Origin of the sequence: Streptomyces sp. NPDC004266, assembly GCF_042874095.1 — a bacterium.
Lineage (GTDB): Bacteria > Actinomycetota > Actinomycetes > Streptomycetales > Streptomycetaceae > Streptomyces.
Genome location: NZ_JBIAMM010000030.1, coordinates 1 through 15718, shown reverse-complemented (window position 1 = coordinate 15718; position 15718 = coordinate 1). Strand labels below are relative to the sequence as shown.

The following is a 15718-nucleotide window of genomic DNA, read 5'->3' as shown; positions in this document are numbered from 1 at the left end:
AGAGACGGCCCACGACGGTCGCGGGACTGAACTGAAGTCGGTGTCCGGCCCCGCCACTGCGAAGTGCTCCTGGCCCAGCCGCGTAGGAGGGATCTGTGGGGCGTAAAGAATTCCGTGCTCGATGCCTTGCACGTCAGGGCGCTCGCACCGGGACTTCGCCGGATCCTGGAATTTTCTCAACTCGCCTGTGAAATGGCCACCTTGGGGCGAATTTGAATCTTGTTTCGAAAAGGTCGGTCACTTGGGCACCGCGCGGCGCCGTTCGTGGAGGGGTCGGGGCCACGGTGTTCTCGAGCGGGTCTCGCGCGCTTCTCCGGCGTGACGTGTCTCACGTTTGCGTTCGAGGTGTGGACCGGGTGTCACGGGGCAGGTGTCCGTCGATGTGGGGTTGGGCACCCGGTCGGGGCGTTGGGAAGCCTCTCTTCGCGACAGCGGGTTTGAGTGGTGTCCTGGACAGTGCCGTATGGTCGGCAGCGTTCTGACTTGGTGACATGTGGAGGGACCGCGTATGGACAGCGGCGATTCGAAGCGGCTGCTGAAACTGCTCACGGCACGTCGTGCTGAGCTGATCGCGCAGTGGGAGCAGGCCGTCGGAGCGTCCTTGCACGGTCGGCTGAGCACCGTGGAGCTGGGCCGTGAGTTGAGCGAGCTGTACGACGCCATCACCGATGCCCTCGCGACCGGCGGGTTCGCCGGACGGGGCTCGGAGTACGCGGTCGTGCGCAGTCTCCTCGTGGAGCTTTCCCGGAGCCGGGCGCGCCAGGGCTTCACCCCCACCGAGACCGCCGTGAGCGTGTTCGCCTTGAAGGAGGTGCTGGAGTCCCTGCTCGGCGGGTCCGTCGACGACATTCGCGTCTACCTGCAGTTCTCGCGCCTCCTGGATGACCTGGGCCTCTTCACGGTGGAGGAGTACGCGCGGACCCGCGAGGAGATCATCTCCGCGCAGTCGCAGCAGCTCCTGGAGCTGTCCACGCCCGTCGTGAAGCTGTGGGACGGCGTCGTGGGCGTGCCGCTCGTGGGGACGCTGGACTCTGCCCGTACGCAGGTGGTCATGGAGAAGCTCCTGCAGGCCCTGTTGGACTCGAACTCCGCCCACGCGATCATCGACATCACGGGGGTCCCCGCGGTGGACACACAGGTGGCGCAGCACCTGCTCAAGACCGTCGTCGCGGCGCGCATGATGGGTGCGGAGTGCGTCATCTCGGGGATCCGGCCGCAGATCGCGCAGACCATCGTGGGGCTCGGCATCGAGTTCGGTGACATCCCGACCAAGGCCACCCTGGCGGACGCCCTGCGTCACGCCCTCGTCGAGATCGACAAGGCCGCTGCGACCCGTGCGGCGGGGCTGCTGTGAGCGATCGCGTTCCGGTCCTGAAGATCGGCGACATCCTCCTGGTGTCCATCCAGGTCGACCTGGAGGACCAGATGGTGCTCGATCTGCAGGACGACCTGTCCCAGCAGATCGTCGCCACCTCCGCCCGCGGCGTGGTCATCGACATTTCCGCCCTGGAGATCGTCGACTCCTTCGTGGGGCGGATGCTCGCCACCACGGCGGCGATCTCCCGCGTGCTGGGCGCGGAGACGGTCGTTGTGGGCATGCGGCCCGCGGTCGCCATGACCCTGGTGGAACTCGGGCTGTCGCTCGGTGGCGTCCGGACGGCTCTCAACCTCGAGCTCGGGCTGGGCTACCTCCGTCGTGCGCAGGTGTCACCTCCGGAAAGCCGGTGAGGGACTACCCGGCCGACGAGGCCTCGCGCGAGGAAGTGCCGATCCAGGCCAGCGGGGACGTGGTGAAGGCGCGCCAGACGGTGCGTCTGCTCGCCCAGCAGGCCGGCCTGTCCCTGGTCAATCAGACGAAGCTGGTCACCGCCGCCAGTGAGCTCGGTCGCAACACCCTCATCTACGGGGGCGGGGGCACCGCTCAGGCGGTGATCGTGCGTGACGTGGCCAGGGTCGGCGTATGGGTGCGTTTCGCCGACGCCGGCCCCGGCATCCCGGACACGGAACTGGCCCTCACGGACGGATGGACGTCCGGCAGCGGCATGGGGCTGGGGCTCAGCGGCGCCCGCCGTCTCGTCGACGAGTTCGAGCTCGATTCGACGCCCGGTGTCGGCACCACGGTGACGGTGCTGAAGTGGGCACGGTGAATCCCGTGGCCGACGGCCACGGGACAGAGGCCGAGGACGTGGTGTGGATGCGCCTGGGCGCGGCGCTGGACGCGGTCGCGCGCCGTGAGGCCGCGCGTCTGGCGCATCGCATCGGCATGTCCGCGGACAGAGTGGCCGAGGTGGAGCTCGCCGTCACCGAGGCGGCCACCAACCTGCAGAAGTACGCGAAGGACGGCTCCCTCGCGCTGCGGATCGTCACCCTGCCCGCCCGGGCCGCTGTCGAACTGCTGTCGCTGGACAGCGGTCCCGGGATTCCGGACCTCTCAGCGGCGCTCGCCGACGGCGTCTCCAGCGGCGGCACCCTCGGAGTGGGCCTGGGCTCCATCGCGCGGTGCGCCGACACGTTCGACGTGTACTCCCTGCCGGGGGTCGGAACGGCGCTGCTCGCCCGGTTCTGGTCCGTCAAGGCCGACGGTGCGCTCGGAGACGTCGAGCTGTCGGTGGCCGGGCTGACCCGGCCGATCAGCGGTGAGACCGTGTGCGGGGACAGCTGGGCCGCGCGCACCGACGAGGGGCCTGACGGGGCCGTGGTCACCGCCATGATGTGTGACGGGCTCGGCCACGGTCCGCTGGCGGCGCTGGCCAGCGAACGGGCACGGGCCACGTTCAGGGCCAACGCGCACAGGTCGCCCGCGAGGGTCGTGAGGGCGCTGCACGACGAGCTGAAGGGGACCCGTGGCGCGGCGGTCGCGGTGGCACGTGCCGACTACTCCCGCGGCACTGTCGAGCACTGCGGCGTGGGCAACATCAGCGCCTGCGTCGTCAGCGGGGACAAGCGGAGTGCGCTGCTCTCGCTTCCCGGGATCGTGGGCCACCAGATGCCGACCCTGAGGACCTATCAGGTGCCTTTGGAGCGGAGCGGTGTCCTGGTCCTCCACTCCGACGGGCTGAGCGACCGCTGGTCCCCCGCTTCCTTCCCCGGTCTGTTCCGGCGGCGTCCGGCGCTCATCGCCGCGCAGATACTCGGTCAGGCGGGTGTACGGCGGGATGACGCCGGCATCGTCGTCGTCAAGGCGGCCGGCTCGTGAGAGCCGTGGGGGGCCACGAGTTCAGCAATCTGCTGCTGAGCGTCGACAGGGATGTGTTTGAACTCCGCAGACAGGGACAGCTGCTGTGCAAGGCCTTGGGGTTGGAGGGTCACGAACTGGTCCGCGTGGTGACCGTACTGAGCGAGGTGGGGCGTGATCTGCTGGGATCCCCGGGGCTTCGCGTGGAGCTTCGAACCGCGCCTCGGCCCGGAGGGGTTCACTTCCTCGCCTCCTTCACCTGGGGTGGGCACCGGGGCCCCGGCGAGGAGACCGTACGGGCGGCGCATCGGCTCCTGGACCACAGCCGGTACAGCGCCTCGGACGAAGGGCACACCCTGACGGTGGGACAACGACTGCCCTCCACGAACACCTCCCCCGAACAGCGCATCGAGCGGGCCCATGCGGCGCTCCTCGGTTCGGGTGACCTCAGCATGAGTGAGGAGCTGCGTTCGCAGAACCGGCAGCTGCTCCGGGCCCTGGAGGAGTCGCGGGCCCAGCAGGAGGAGCTGCGGCGACTGAACGAAGAGCTGGAGGAGACCAACAAGGGAGTGGTCGCCCTCTACAGTGAGCTGTCCGCGGAGCTGGAGGAGACGAACACGGGCGTGGTCGCCCTGTACGCCGAGCTGGAGGACAAGACCCGGCAGTTGCGTCTGGCCAGCGAGGCCAAGACGAGGTTCTGGGCCAATGTGAGCCATGAGCTGCGCGCGCCGGTCAACTCGGTCATCTCCCTGGCACGTCTCCTCATGGCGCCCGGTGCCGATCCGTTGAGCGAGGAACAGCGGCAGCAGCTGGCTCTGATAGCCGGCTCCGGCAGCACCCTCCTCGCACTCGTGGAGGAGCTCCTCGACGTGGCGAAGGCGGAGTCCGGGCGGCTGGAGCCCACGCCGGCCGACACCGACCTGCGGACGCTGCTCCATCAGCTCCGCGGGACGCTCGGCGGCATGGCACACGAAGGGGTGCGCCTGGACATTCCCGATGTGTCGGACGCCCCGCGGCTCGTCACCGACGAGGTCATGCTGACCCGCGTGCTGCGCAACGTGCTCTCCAACGGGTTGAAGTTCACGACGGCGGGCGAGGTCCGGCTCACCGTCGAGACCGAGACGCGGGGCGGGCAGACCTGGTTCTCGTTCACCACCACCGATACGGGCGTCGGGATCCCGCTGGACCAGCAGGAACGGGTGTTCGAGGAGTTCTATCAGGTCCTGGGCATGCATCAGCGCGGTCAGTCCGGCACCGGTCTGGGGCTGCCGTACGCGCGCCGGCTCGCCGCCATCCTCGGGGGCACCCTCACGCTGACCAGTGTCCCCGGCGAGGGAACCACCGTCCGCGTGGACGTCCCTGCCCATCTCGACGCTCCCGCCGGGGAGGCGCAGGGCCCGGACGGAGGAGCGCCACAGGCGGTCGAACCCACCGCCCGGCTCGGCTCCCTCGTAGTGGTGGACGACGACCCGACGTTCCTCGACCTGCTGCGCCCGACGTTGGAGCGCCTCGCCGACGACATCACCGAGGTCACGGTCAGTTCGCAGGCCTTCGACGTCATCCGCGACCGCCGACCGGACGCGATCCTGGTCGACCTCGTCATGCCTGCGCCGGACGGCTACACCTTGCTCGGGGTCCTGGCCCGCGACCCGGTCACGGCGCGCGTCCCGGTCGTGGTGCTGACCTCCACCGATCCCAGCGAGGTGGACCGGACCCGGCTCACCCACGCACGTTCCGTGCTGAACAAGACCCACCTCACCCGAGAGCGCATCCTGCTGGCCCTGGGCCTCGCCCCGGTGCCCGCCGCTCCCCCTCCCCCGATGGCGGGAGACGCACCCGCCGAGAGCGGAAAGACGACAGCGTGATCCCCGACCCGTCCCCGTCCGACAACTCGCCGGCGAGCATCCTGATCGTCGACGACAACCCGACGAACCGGTACGTGCTGAGGACCACGCTGTCGCGGGCGGGTCACACGGTCGTCGAGGCCGAGGACGGCACCCAGGCCCTGACGATCCTCAAGTCCGGCGAACCGCTTCCGGAGGTCGCCGTCGTCGACGTGCGCCTGCCGGACATGACCGGCTTCGACGTCTGCGAGCGCATCAAGGCGGACGCCGTCACGGCGGCTCTCCCCGTCATCCACGTCTCCGCGTCGGCGATCACCGCCACCGACCGGACGCAGGGCCTCAACCGCGGAGCCGACGCGTACCTCACCGAACCCATCGCCCCGGACGAGCTCCTCGCCACGGTCACCGCCGCCCTGCGCTACGCCCGCGCCCGGCGCCGGGCCGAGCACCTGGCCGACCGCCTTCTCCACCTCAACGAGGCCACGCACCTCCTCTACAGCGCGGACAACGCCACCGAGGTCGCCCGGGCGGCGGCGGAAGGCGCCGCGATCGTGTTGGGGACGACGGCGGTGGCGGCTCTCATCTCCCCGCACGGCGAGCCCGCCTCGGCGGTCCGCACGACGACCCGGGCCGAAGAGGCGCCCCTCAGCGTGGAGGCCGCGGCCGTCCCGCCCGGCGTGGAGGGCGGTGAGGTCGACGTGCGGGAACTGCCGTCGTACCACGAGTTCGGTGAACGGACCGGCACCCGACTCCTGCTGGTCGAGGCCCGGCCCTGGCCGGGCTTCCCTGCCCACCTGATACCCGGGGGCATGCTCGCCGTCGGCATCGCTCGGGCGAAGCCGGGGCGCCCTCCGGTCTGCCTCGCGGTGCCCGCCGAGGTCGTCGCGACGCCGGACGACGAGCAGCTGCTCACCCAACTGGCCCAGGCATGCGCCCTGGCGCTGGAGGCGCTGCGGAGCTACACCGAGGAGCACGATCTGGCGCTGACGCTCCAGCGGAGCTTCCTGCCCGACGCCCTGCCCCGATCCCCCCTGGCCGAGCTCGCGGTGCGTTACCTGCCCGCCAGCGAACACACGGAGATCGGCGGCGACTTCTACGAAGCTCTGCCCACCCGGGGCGGGCTGCTGCTCGCCGTCGGCGACGTGGCCGGCCACTCCCTCGATGCGGCGATGCTGATGGGGCAGGTCCGCCATGCCCTGCGCGCCTACGCGATCGAGGAACACTCGCCGCGGGCGATCCTCGACCGCATCGAGAACCTCCTCGCGGCCGTCGAGGCGCAGCTCACCCTCACCCTGTGCGTCGTCCTCGTCGACAGCGAGACGGGGCTACTGCACGTCGCCAACGCCGGCCACCTGCCGCCTCTTCTGCGCACTCCTGACGGAAGCGTCCGCTTCGTCGACGAACACGGGCCCCTTCTCGGTCTGCGGCTCCCGCAGCCCTCGGCGGTCCAGGTGGCTGCGCCCCCCGGTTCGGTACTCGTCATGACGACGGACGGTCTGATCGAGCGGCGCCACGAGGACCTCGGCGACTCGCTGACGCGGTTGTCCGCCGTCCTGGGCACGCTGCCGACCGACGTGGAGAAGGTGTGCGACGGGCTGCTGGCGGCGTTCCCGCCCGACGGGGAGGACGACGTCGCCCTGATGGCGGCCCGCGTCACCGGTTTTTCGGAGTGATGCGGGGCCGGTGTCACGGGCCTTCCGCGATCAGGGCCGTGCGGGGCCCAGCGCGTCCGCGACCGTGGGCACGAGGGTGAAGACCTGGTCCAGGCCCATGATCCCGAAGACCCGGGACAAGTCGTCGTTCACTCCGGCGAGTGCCAGGACGCACCGCGCCGCGTGTGCCCTCTGGTAGGCACTGACGAGGACGGTCACGCCGGTGGAGTCGCAATAGGTGAGAGCGGTCAGGTCGAGTACCACGCGAGCGCCCGGGGCGAACGCCTCCTCGCTGAGGAAGTCGGCGAGGAGCGGGGCGGTGTGATGGTCGAGCTCACCCTCCACGACCAGGACGGTGGCGCCCGGTGCGGTGTGCTGGGGGCTGACGGTGAGGGTGTGATCGTCCACCGGTTCTCCTGTGCGGCTGGGGGCGTACGGTTCGTCGGTCGGGGTACGGAGCGTGCGGAGCAAGACGTCGTCCCTGGTGCCTTTCGCCTCTCCACAGCTCGGCGGAGTATGTGTCACCGACCTCCCGGCCGCATGGGATTCCGTGCGTCGGCCTGCGCGCTCCCCGGCCTCGCGGGCTGGGCGCACACGCCCGTGGGCGCGGTGGCAGGTTTATCCTACGGATCATGCGGGATTCTCGCGGGGCGCGGGTGTGTCGGCCGGTGATCGGGGCAGGCGGTCGCATGCGATGCGGCCACGGACCCGGCGCTACGGGCGGGAGGCCCGGGCGCGGGAACGAGAGGGTGGCCAGTGGTCAAGCGTGAGGGCCGGGGGTCCCGTACGACGGGGACGGCCGTGCCCGAGGTGTTCGCCGCCGACCAGGAGATCGGCCGTGACCTCGCGGCGGTGGACTGGGCGGCGACTCCCCTGGGTCCCCTGGAAAGCTGGCCGCAGAGTCTGCGCACCGCCGTGAGCATCCTGCTGTCGTCCCGCTTCTCGATGTGGATGGCGTGGGGGCCGGAACTGACGTTCTTCTGCAACACCGCCTACCGGCGCGACACGCTCGGGCGCAAGTACCCGTGGGCGCTCGGCCGGCCGGTGCGGGAGGTCTGGGCTGAGGTCTGGGAGGACGTCCGTCCGCGGATCGAGAGCGTCCTCGCCGGCAGTGCCACCTGGGACGAGGCGCTGCTGCTGTTCCTCCAGCGCTCCGGGTTCCCGGAGGAGAGCTACCACACCTTCTCGTACAGTCCGCTCCGCGACGAGGACGGACAGGTCGTCGGCGTGCTGTGCGTCGTCAGCGAGGAGACCGACCGCGTCATCGCCGAGCGCCGCATGAGTACGTTGCGGGACCTGGGCTCGGAGTCCCGCGCGCTCCTGACCGAGCAGGAGCTGGTGGCCTTCGCGGGCCGGCAGATGGAGCACAACGCCGAGGACCTGCCGTTCACCCTCACGTATCTGTTCCAGGAGGACGGTTCGGCCCGGCTGGCGGCGACCACCGGCATCGCCGCCGGACATCCCGCCGCCCCTGAGGTGCTGGCGGCCGGCGACACGTCGGCGCCGTGGCCGGCGCAGGCGCCCGCCCGGCAGGAGACCGCGCTGGTGGCCCTGGACGGTCCGGCCCACGAGGCGCTGCCGGGCGGCGCCTGGTCCGAGCCGCCGACCCACGCGCTGATCGTGCCCCTGCTGGACCAGGGCACCGCACCGTACGGCTTCCTGGTGGCCGCCCTGAACCGCTACCGGCTGCTGGACGAGGACTACCGCGGCTTCGTCGAACTCGTGGCGGGGCACCTCGCGGCCGGCATCTCCCGTGCCCGCAGCTATCGGGCACAGCAGCGGCGGGCCGAGGAGCTCGCCGAGCTCGACCGCGCCAAGACCACCTTCTTCTCCAACATCAGCCACGAGTTCCGGACCCCGCTGACCCTGATCATGGGCCCGGTGGAGGAGCTGCGCACCCGGCTGTCGGGCGCCGATCCCGCGGTGCGCGACGAACTCGACGTCATCCACCGCAACGGGCTCCGGATGGGCAGACTGGTCAACGACCTGCTCGACTTCTCTCAGATCGAGGCCGGCCGCATGGGAGCGCGTTACGAGCCCGTGGACCTTGCCACGGCCACCGCCGACCTGGCCGCCGTGTTCCGTTCCGCCATCGACAAGGCCGGCCTCGATCTCGCGGTCGATTGCCGGGCTCTGGAAGCCCCGGTGTACGTGGACCGCGGCATGTGGGAGAAGGTGGTTCTCAACCTGCTGTCCAACGCGCTGAAGTTCACCTTCGAGGGGACAATCGGCGTGTCCGTGCGCTCGGAGCGCACGGAGGCGGTGGTGACGGTCACGGACACCGGCACCGGCGTGCCGGCTCACGAGATCCCACGGCTCTTCGAGCGCTTCCACCGTGTCGAGAACGCCCGCGCGCGCTCCGGTGAGGGCAGCGGCATCGGGCTCGCCCTGGTCCGGGAGCTGGTCGGGCTGCACGGCGGCACCATCACCGCCGAGTCCGTCGAGGGCGAGGGCACCCGGTTCACGATCCGTCTGCCGTTCGGCACCGCGCACCTGCCCGCGGACGCGGTGGCGCCCGCGGCCCCGCTGACCGAGGGGGGGAGCGCGGCCGTACCGTACCTGCAGGAGGCACTGCGCTGGCTGCCCGACGAAAAGGCGGTCCCGGGGCCGGTGGTCGGCGCGCTGGACGGGAGCGGTACGGCCATCGCCGCAATCGGTACGGAGACCGGGGCGCAGACCGGGGTCGGGGTCGGGGCCGGAGCCGGAGCCGGGGCCGGGGCCGGGGCCGCCTTCGAGCCGAGGGGAAGGACCGTCCCGGGGGTCGTGGCGAAGGTCCTCGTCGCCGACGACAACGCGGACATGCGCGAGTACCTCACCCGTCTGCTGTCGGGTGCCGGTTACGAGGTGCGGGGAGTGCCCGACGGCCAGGAGGCTGTCGCCGCGATCCGCGCCCAGGCGCCCGACCTGGTCGTCAGCGATGTGATGATGCCCCGCCTGGACGGTCTGGCGCTCGTGACCGCGCTGCGCGCCGACCCCCGTACCGCCGCCGTCCCCGTCCTGCTGCTCTCCGCCCGGGCCGGTCAGGAAGCATCCGTCGAGGGCCTGCGGGCGGGCTCCGACGACTACCTCGTCAAGCCCTTCGCGGCCGTCGAACTCCTCGCCCGCGTGCGCGCCACCGTGGAACTGGCCCGACTGCGCAACCACCACGCGCGCTGGCGCACCGCCCTCGTGGACTCCTTCCAGGAAGGTTTCTTCGTCTACGACGAGACGGGCGCCGTCGTCGAGATCAACGCCGCCTTCACCGATATCCTCGGTTACGGGCCCGAGGGACTGCCGTACGCGCCCGTGCATCCGTGGTGGCCCGACCCGCAGGTCGACCCGGAAGCCCGCCGACAGGTCGAGGAGTCCTTCGCCCGGTTGACCCGGACAGCGAAGGGCTCCTCCACCGTCCCCCTCACCCACCGGGACGGACGGCGGGTCTGGGTGAGGGCCGCAGTAGTCCGGGTCCAGGACCCCGACACCGACCGGTGCGTCGTCGTGGGCACCTTCCGCGATGTCACCGCCGAGCACTACGCCGTCCAGCGCGACAGTGCCCTGGCGGCCTTCGGCGCCCGACTGTCGGAAGCCGGCAGCACGGCCGAAGCGCTCGACGGCGCGCTGGACGAGCTGCGGAGCCTGTGGCGTGCGCACCGGGTGACGGCCGCCCTCTTCAGGGGTGGGGACCGGCCCGAGCTGACCGTGGCGGGGACGCCGGTGACGTGGGACCGGCTCCCCGCCGAGGAGCGGCGGCGGCTGACCGGGCTGCGCGGGCGGCCCGCGCTCACGCCGGTCGCGGACGGCTCCGGCGCCGGCGTCCTCCTGGAGCACCCCGAGGGCCCTCTCGTCCTCCGGGTCGACCTCGGCCACCAGCGCCCCTTCACCGGTGAGGACGGGCTGCTGCTGTCCTTGCTGGCCGGCCGTCTGGCACAGGTGCTGACCCGCACCCACCAGATCGACCAGCAGCGGGAGACCGCACTCGCCCTGCAGCGGGCCATCCTCGGCCCCTCCCGGCTCCCCGAGGGATTCGCCGTACGCTACGAACCGGCCGTCCGGCCCCTCGAGGTGGGCGGCGACTGGTACGACACGGTGCCACTGTCCGACGGACGCATCGGCATCGTCGTCGGGGACTGCGTCGGCCGTGGACTCGAAGCCGCTGCGGTCATGGGGCAGCTCCGCAGCGCCTGCCGGGCACTGCTGCTGCAGAACCCGGACCCGGCCCAGGTCCTCATGGCGCTCGACCATTTCGCCGTCGGCGTTCCCGGCGCTCTGTGCACCACGGTGTTCTGCGGCGTACTCGATCCCAGGACCGGAAGCCTGACCTATTCCAGCGCCGGACATCCTCCCGGTGTCCTCACCCACCCCGACGGCACCACGATCCTGCTGGAGGAGGGCCGCTCCACCCCGCTCGCCATCGCCTTGGGGAAAGACCGCCCGACCGGCACGTGCACCGTGCCGGCCCGCGCCACGCTGCTGCTGTACACGGACGGCCTGGTCGAACGCCGTCGCGTACCCCTCGTCCATGGCATCGCGGAAGCGGGGCGCGCCCTGCGGGACGGCCGCGATACGGGCCTCGACGCCCTGGCCGGCGAGCTCATGGCCCGGCTGGCGCCGGCGGGCGGTTACGACGACGACGTAGCCCTCCTGCTCTACCGCCTCCCGACCCCCCTCGACGTGACGTTCCCCGCCGAATCGGGGCAGCTCGCGACGGTGCGCCAGGCCCTCCGCAACTGGCTCGACCGGTGCGACCTGCCTCCGCGGACGGCCCAGAACGCCCTCGTCGCGGCCGGGGAGGCGTGCGCCAATGCGATCGAGCACGGTCACCGGGACTCCCCCGGTGACGCCGTGCGCCTGCGCGCCGAAGCCCTCGGCAACGAGCTGCGGCTCAGCGTCGAGGACACGGGCCGCTGGAAACGGCCCGATCCCGGGTCTCATCCCCACCGCGGCCGCGGAGTGACCCTCATGCGCGCCCTGATGCAACAGGTCACCATCACCCCCGGCCCGGCCGGGACCACCGTCGACATGCGCACGAGGATCACCCCATGAACACGACACCGCTCACCCTCACCCCCGGCCGCCGGGCGGACGACACCCCGGTCCTGAGGGCGGTCGGCGAGATCGACATGAGCAACGCCGACGCCCTCGCCTCCGCCCTCGATGCCCTGCCGGGCCGACTCGTCATCGACCTCACGGAGGTGGAGTACCTCGACAGCGCCGCCCTGAGCGTGCTGTTCACCCACTGTCACCGCGTCGAACTCGTCGCGCCCCCGCTGCTCACTCCCGTCCTGACGATCTCCGGCCTCGCCGACCTCACCACAGTCCACGAGACCGACGCCTGAGAGCACGACAGGGAGGAGTCACCGGCTGTGGTGGCCGTAGGACGGGGTGCCGACGGCACAGCCGCGGCCGTCGCAGTGCCGGGATGGCCCGCCCCTCCCCCACGTGGTCGCGACGGCCTCCTCGTCTCCAGCCGTGACAAGCCAGGAGTCGCGAACCAGATCTGGACGACACCCCTCCGTCAGGAGCCGGCCGCGACCTGCACGTGGGTCAGCCGGACGACGAAGTAGCCTGCCGCGCCTGCCGCGACGACGTTCAGTGCGTCGTCCGCCATTCCCGGGGTCAGGGCGTCCAGCACCCCTGCGAGGCCGTCGGCCCGGTCGTGGCGGAACCGGGTGACGAAGACCGCGGCGCAGGCAGTCAGCGCCAGGGTGTGGAACCGGTCCACCCTTCTGAACAGGACGTCTGCCGCATCGAGTTCCTCCTGTGGGGCAAACAGGAAGCCGCCGTCCTCCCGTGCCGCGGAGTGGCCGCGGATATGTGCACCCTGTGCGGGTGAGTCTCCGACTCGACCGGCGAGGAAATTCGGTGGCAGGCGTGGAGGCCCTCGACCTCTTCACCACGCTGACCGGCCTGTCCGTCTTCTGCCCACGCTGTCCAGCACCCGGCACCGGGCGGCCACCCGATGTCGCTTCCTTGCGGGTGCCCACACCCGGTTCTCGGCACCGACGTCCAGACCAGATCAGAAGCGGCAAGGGGTACTCGTCCGGGATCCACAGAACGGCCCGCACCGACTCGGTGCGGGCCGTTCCTCCACCCAAGAACCGGCCGGAGGGGGAATCCGGCAGGTCCTGCATATCCAGAGCACCCCCAAGCGCTCAAAACCCGCATGCCCACGGCCCTGTGGTCCACACTCCTGCTTCTCACAGCAAACGTATCAGGACGGGCCAGTTCACACGGCGTGCGCCGGCCGCCCCGTATGGACCACTGGAACCGAGGCGCTGCATCTGCTCCGGTTCCGCCGACGGGGTGTGGGGCGGATCAGGCGAGGTTGATGTTCTCCGCCTGCGGGCCCTTCTGGCCCTGGGTGACGTCGAACGTCACGCTCTGCCCCTCCTGGAGCTCACGGAAGCCCGAGGAGTTGATCGCCGAGTAGTGGGCGAAGACGTCCGGGCCGCCGCCGTCCTGGGCGATGAAGCCGAAGCCCTTCTCCGCGTTGAACCATTTCACAGTTCCCGTAGCCATGTCTCATGCCTTCCAGTCGATGAACGCCTCCCGCGAGGTACGGAAGACGGAGGTGATCGCCCTGGTTCCTGCGGCACAACACAGCAAAAAAGCCCACGCCGAAGGCATGGGCAAAGGGAAGATCCGAACCACGACAGCTAACGGGGACGGTACACGCCCGCCCCCTCCGCCACCACACGAAACGCCTCTACCGCACCGCCGACGTCGACGCGCTCGCCGTCGCATACCCCGAACTCGGCCGGGAGGAGCTCCGCCGGGCCGTGAAGGGCCGGCGCTCTCCACTCGCCGCACTGGGCCCGACCCCGGAAGCGGCGCCGACGTAGGGGTCGCGCAGGCGTGGGGGTCGCGCAGGCGTAGGGGGCGCGCAGGCGTAGCGGGTGGCCATCCGGGTGGCCGTCCACCGCGCGGCCTCAAGAGGGTTCTGCGGAAGCATGGAGTGTCTGCCGGTGTTCTCCACGCCAGCTGATGCGTCCCGCGGCTGCCTCGTCGAGAAGTCCGATCCGGGGGTGGCTCAGGCCCTGGGGGCCATCAGGTCGGCGGGAGTATCGGGGATGAGCCGGGAGATGTCGTAGGCCGCGGGAAACAGGTCAGCGGCCAGCAGCAGAAGGTGCAGGGGCTGGTCGTGCAGTCTTGTCGCCGCCGTCCTGCGGTGCGGGCTGCTCTACGGGGCGGGGCCGAACAGCAGGCGCAGGCCGGCCACGTCGGTGAAGGACGTGCGTTCCAGGTCCCACAGCAGGTCGGTGACGTAGGGCGGCAACCGGTCCACAGCGGCGTACAGCAAAGGCAGGGTGTCGAAGTCTATTTCTCCGTGCGGGGTGACGCGGGCGGTGGTGCCGGTGATCGTGGTGATGACGTTCATGCTGGGCACGCCCCCTCCCGGGGGTTGATGAGCCCACAGACGAAACACCCCCGGTTCGGGAAAGAGGGGGTGGGCGACGGTGGTGGGGCCCGAGTGCCCGGAGTGGGGGCGACTCCCGGGTCCCAAAGGCCGCCGCCCATGGCGCCGACCGGTCTCGTGTCCTTTCAGCGTCGCACACCCAGGCATGCTCGCGAAACAGCGAGCAGACCACACGGTTGGGGGAAGGCGAGGCTCTGGGCTGGTTCAGCGCCTTGTTCCCGGATTACGGCGGCTCCCGCATGGCCGATGGACAGGTCGGGATCCCGCGTCCGGGGAGAGGAACGGCGCCGGCGCCGGCACGGGGCGCGTGAGAGAACAGACGGCCGCATGGGAGATCCCGGGCCGTCGTCACATCCCGCTCCTACGTCAGGCTGGAAGTGTCGGCCAGCGCGAGGCGGGCTGTGATGCGCTTGCCGACTGGCTCCTGTTCGATGAACAGTTCCTCGGCGACTGCTTTGATGATCTCCAGGCCGTGCTGGCCGACCCGGCCCGGATCAGCGGTCTGGGCCGTGGGAACGGCGGGGTCGCTGTCGCACACCACGATGTCCACGCGGTCGGCGCTGATGCGCAGCTCCATCAAGACGGGGCCGGGGGCGTACTTGTAGGCGTTGGTGACCAGCTCGCTGACGACCAGTGCGGTCAGATCCCGGGCCCGTTGGGACACCGGCAGCCGATGCTCGATGCGGGCCCGGTCCAAAAAGGCGGAGGCGTGATGCCGGGCGTCGGCCACACAGCTTCCCCCGCCGTCCAGCTTGTAGCCGGCACGCATCAGGAACCTGTCCAGTACGGACTCGGCACCGCCATCCTGGTCGGCATCAGGTACCACTGACTTCATCCTCATTCTCATCCACACGGCGCGGTTACCCGACCGTCCATGCCCTATGCGGCAAAGGCCGACCAGTGCCGCCGTCCGAGTGCGTCCGGCCCGGAGCAGTGGGGCACAACCATCCGCGCGCTCTGGCCCGGGCAAGCGTAAGTACAGCGAGGAGACCATGACCAGTAATGAGGAAACGGCCCGGACCGAACGGCTTTCCGCCGCACACCATATGGCCGACGGCGTCCGTATCATGACCCTGCGAGGGGAGATCGACCACATCACCAAAGGCGACCTGCACAACGCCCTGCTGCCCCGAGCGACACAGCAGCACCGCCGCGCATCGTGGCGGACATGGAAAGCGTGACCTTCCTGGACTCCAGCGGCCTCAACATCCTCACCTCCGTCCACCGGCACGTGAGCGAAGCGCATGGCTGGCTGCGCATCGCCGGCGCCCGGGGAGCCGCCCAGCGCGTCCTGAGCCTGGCCGGCCCCGGCACCGTCATCCCCTGCAACCCCGCAGTCGGAGACGCTCTCAACGCCTGACGCGAGCCCCACCACGAAAGACACGGCGAGGCGGCCGCCCCGAAAAGACCCGGGCAGCCGCCTCGTGTCGCATGAAGACCGGCTCCGGCGGCCCGGCGCCAAGGACGGCGTCAGTCCGTCTCTTCCGGATCTCGGCGGAATGCGTGTCTCGCAGTTCCCTTGGACCGTTGATCACGGCATGCGGCCACGCACCGTGGTGCTGGGGGCGAACCCGCTCCCCTGTTCGGCGAACACCCTGATCGCGGCGCCCAGGAACCCCACCAGCCCAGGGTGGTAGGAATCGTGGAAGGC

15 protein-coding genes are annotated in these 15718 nt (G+C 70.7%); 10 read left to right on the top strand and 5 right to left on the bottom strand.

What is annotated here, in order from left to right; all coding sequences use genetic code 11:
- Positions 1-508: 508 nt before the first annotated feature.
- Genes ACFYUZ_RS38080 through ACFYUZ_RS38055 form a run of 6 tightly spaced genes read left to right on the top strand, consistent with a single transcriptional unit; the run spans position 509 to position 6692 of the window.
- A complete protein-coding gene (locus tag ACFYUZ_RS38080; RefSeq protein ID WP_389317440.1) occupies positions 509-1354 on the top strand; it encodes an STAS domain-containing protein in 846 nt (281 codons plus the stop codon).
- Positions 1351-1728, top strand: coding sequence for an STAS domain-containing protein (locus ACFYUZ_RS38075; RefSeq protein WP_389317437.1), 378 nt, complete (start codon positions 1351-1353; stop codon positions 1726-1728). The genes ACFYUZ_RS38080 and ACFYUZ_RS38075 overlap by 4 nt, the downstream gene beginning before the upstream one ends.
- Complete coding sequence (locus tag ACFYUZ_RS38070; protein ID WP_389317434.1) at positions 1725-2147, top strand: ATP-binding protein; 423 nt, start codon at positions 1725-1727, stop codon at positions 2145-2147. The genes ACFYUZ_RS38075 and ACFYUZ_RS38070 overlap by 4 nt, the downstream gene beginning before the upstream one ends.
- Before the next feature lie 5 nt (positions 2148-2152).
- On the top strand, positions 2153-3196 hold the full coding sequence (locus ACFYUZ_RS38065) for an ATP-binding SpoIIE family protein phosphatase (RefSeq protein ID WP_389317432.1): 1044 nt from the start codon (positions 2153-2155) through the stop codon (positions 3194-3196).
- Positions 3193-5040 (top strand): ATP-binding protein, encoded by a 1848-nt coding sequence (locus ACFYUZ_RS38060; protein ID WP_389317429.1) that lies wholly within the window; start codon positions 3193-3195, stop codon positions 5038-5040. The genes ACFYUZ_RS38065 and ACFYUZ_RS38060 overlap by 4 nt, the downstream gene beginning before the upstream one ends.
- Positions 5040-6692, top strand: coding sequence for a SpoIIE family protein phosphatase (locus tag ACFYUZ_RS38055; protein WP_389317503.1), 1653 nt, complete (start codon positions 5040-5042; stop codon positions 6690-6692). Before ACFYUZ_RS38060 ends, ACFYUZ_RS38055 begins: the two co-directional genes overlap by 1 nt.
- A gap of 30 nt (positions 6693-6722) precedes the next feature.
- Here the strand turns inward: ACFYUZ_RS38055 and ACFYUZ_RS38050 are convergent, their stop codons facing one another.
- Positions 6723-7079 carry an STAS domain-containing protein gene (locus ACFYUZ_RS38050; RefSeq protein ID WP_389317427.1) on the bottom strand — a complete coding sequence of 119 codons (357 nt, stop codon included), beginning with the start codon at positions 7077-7079 and terminating at the stop codon, positions 6723-6725.
- 348 nt (positions 7080-7427) lie between these two features.
- On the opposite strand from ACFYUZ_RS38050, the gene ACFYUZ_RS38045 reads away from it, so the two are divergent.
- Both ACFYUZ_RS38045 and ACFYUZ_RS38040 read left to right on the top strand, forming a co-directional pair.
- Complete coding sequence (locus ACFYUZ_RS38045; protein ID WP_389317424.1) at positions 7428-11693, top strand: SpoIIE family protein phosphatase; 4266 nt, start codon at positions 7428-7430, stop codon at positions 11691-11693.
- Entirely contained in the window at positions 11690-11986 is a 297-nt protein-coding gene (locus ACFYUZ_RS38040) for an STAS domain-containing protein (RefSeq protein WP_389317422.1), read from the top strand. The genes ACFYUZ_RS38045 and ACFYUZ_RS38040 overlap by 4 nt, the downstream gene beginning before the upstream one ends.
- Positions 11987-12165: 179 nt before the next feature.
- Here ACFYUZ_RS38040 and ACFYUZ_RS38035 read toward each other — a convergent pair whose 3' ends face one another.
- From ACFYUZ_RS38035 to ACFYUZ_RS38020, 4 genes are all read right to left on the bottom strand, one after another.
- A complete protein-coding gene (locus tag ACFYUZ_RS38035; RefSeq protein ID WP_389317419.1) occupies positions 12166-12372 on the bottom strand; it encodes a hypothetical protein in 207 nt (68 codons plus the stop codon).
- Between the two features lie 593 nt (positions 12373-12965).
- The gene (locus tag ACFYUZ_RS38030) at positions 12966-13169 is read right to left on the bottom strand and encodes a cold-shock protein (RefSeq protein ID WP_093471494.1); all 204 of its coding nucleotides are present in this window, start codon (positions 13167-13169) and stop codon (positions 12966-12968) included.
- A 661-nt stretch (positions 13170-13830) separates the two neighbouring features.
- On the bottom strand, positions 13831-14037 hold the full coding sequence (locus ACFYUZ_RS38025) for a hypothetical protein (RefSeq protein ID WP_389317416.1): 207 nt from the start codon (positions 14035-14037) through the stop codon (positions 13831-13833).
- Positions 14038-14428: 391 nt separating this feature from the next.
- On the bottom strand, positions 14429-14902 hold the full coding sequence (locus tag ACFYUZ_RS38020; RefSeq protein WP_389317413.1) for an ATP-binding protein: 474 nt from the start codon (positions 14900-14902) through the stop codon (positions 14429-14431).
- Positions 14903-15059: 157 nt separating this feature from the next.
- Here ACFYUZ_RS38020 and ACFYUZ_RS38015 point away from each other — a divergent pair, with 157 nt between their 5' ends.
- Complete coding sequence (locus ACFYUZ_RS38015; RefSeq protein ID WP_389317411.1) at positions 15060-15248, top strand: hypothetical protein; 189 nt, start codon at positions 15060-15062, stop codon at positions 15246-15248.
- The gene (locus ACFYUZ_RS38010; RefSeq protein WP_389317408.1) at positions 15236-15427 is read left to right on the top strand and encodes an STAS domain-containing protein; all 192 of its coding nucleotides are present in this window, start codon (positions 15236-15238) and stop codon (positions 15425-15427) included. Before ACFYUZ_RS38015 ends, ACFYUZ_RS38010 begins: the two co-directional genes overlap by 13 nt.
- The last annotated feature ends 291 nt before the right edge of the window (positions 15428-15718 follow it).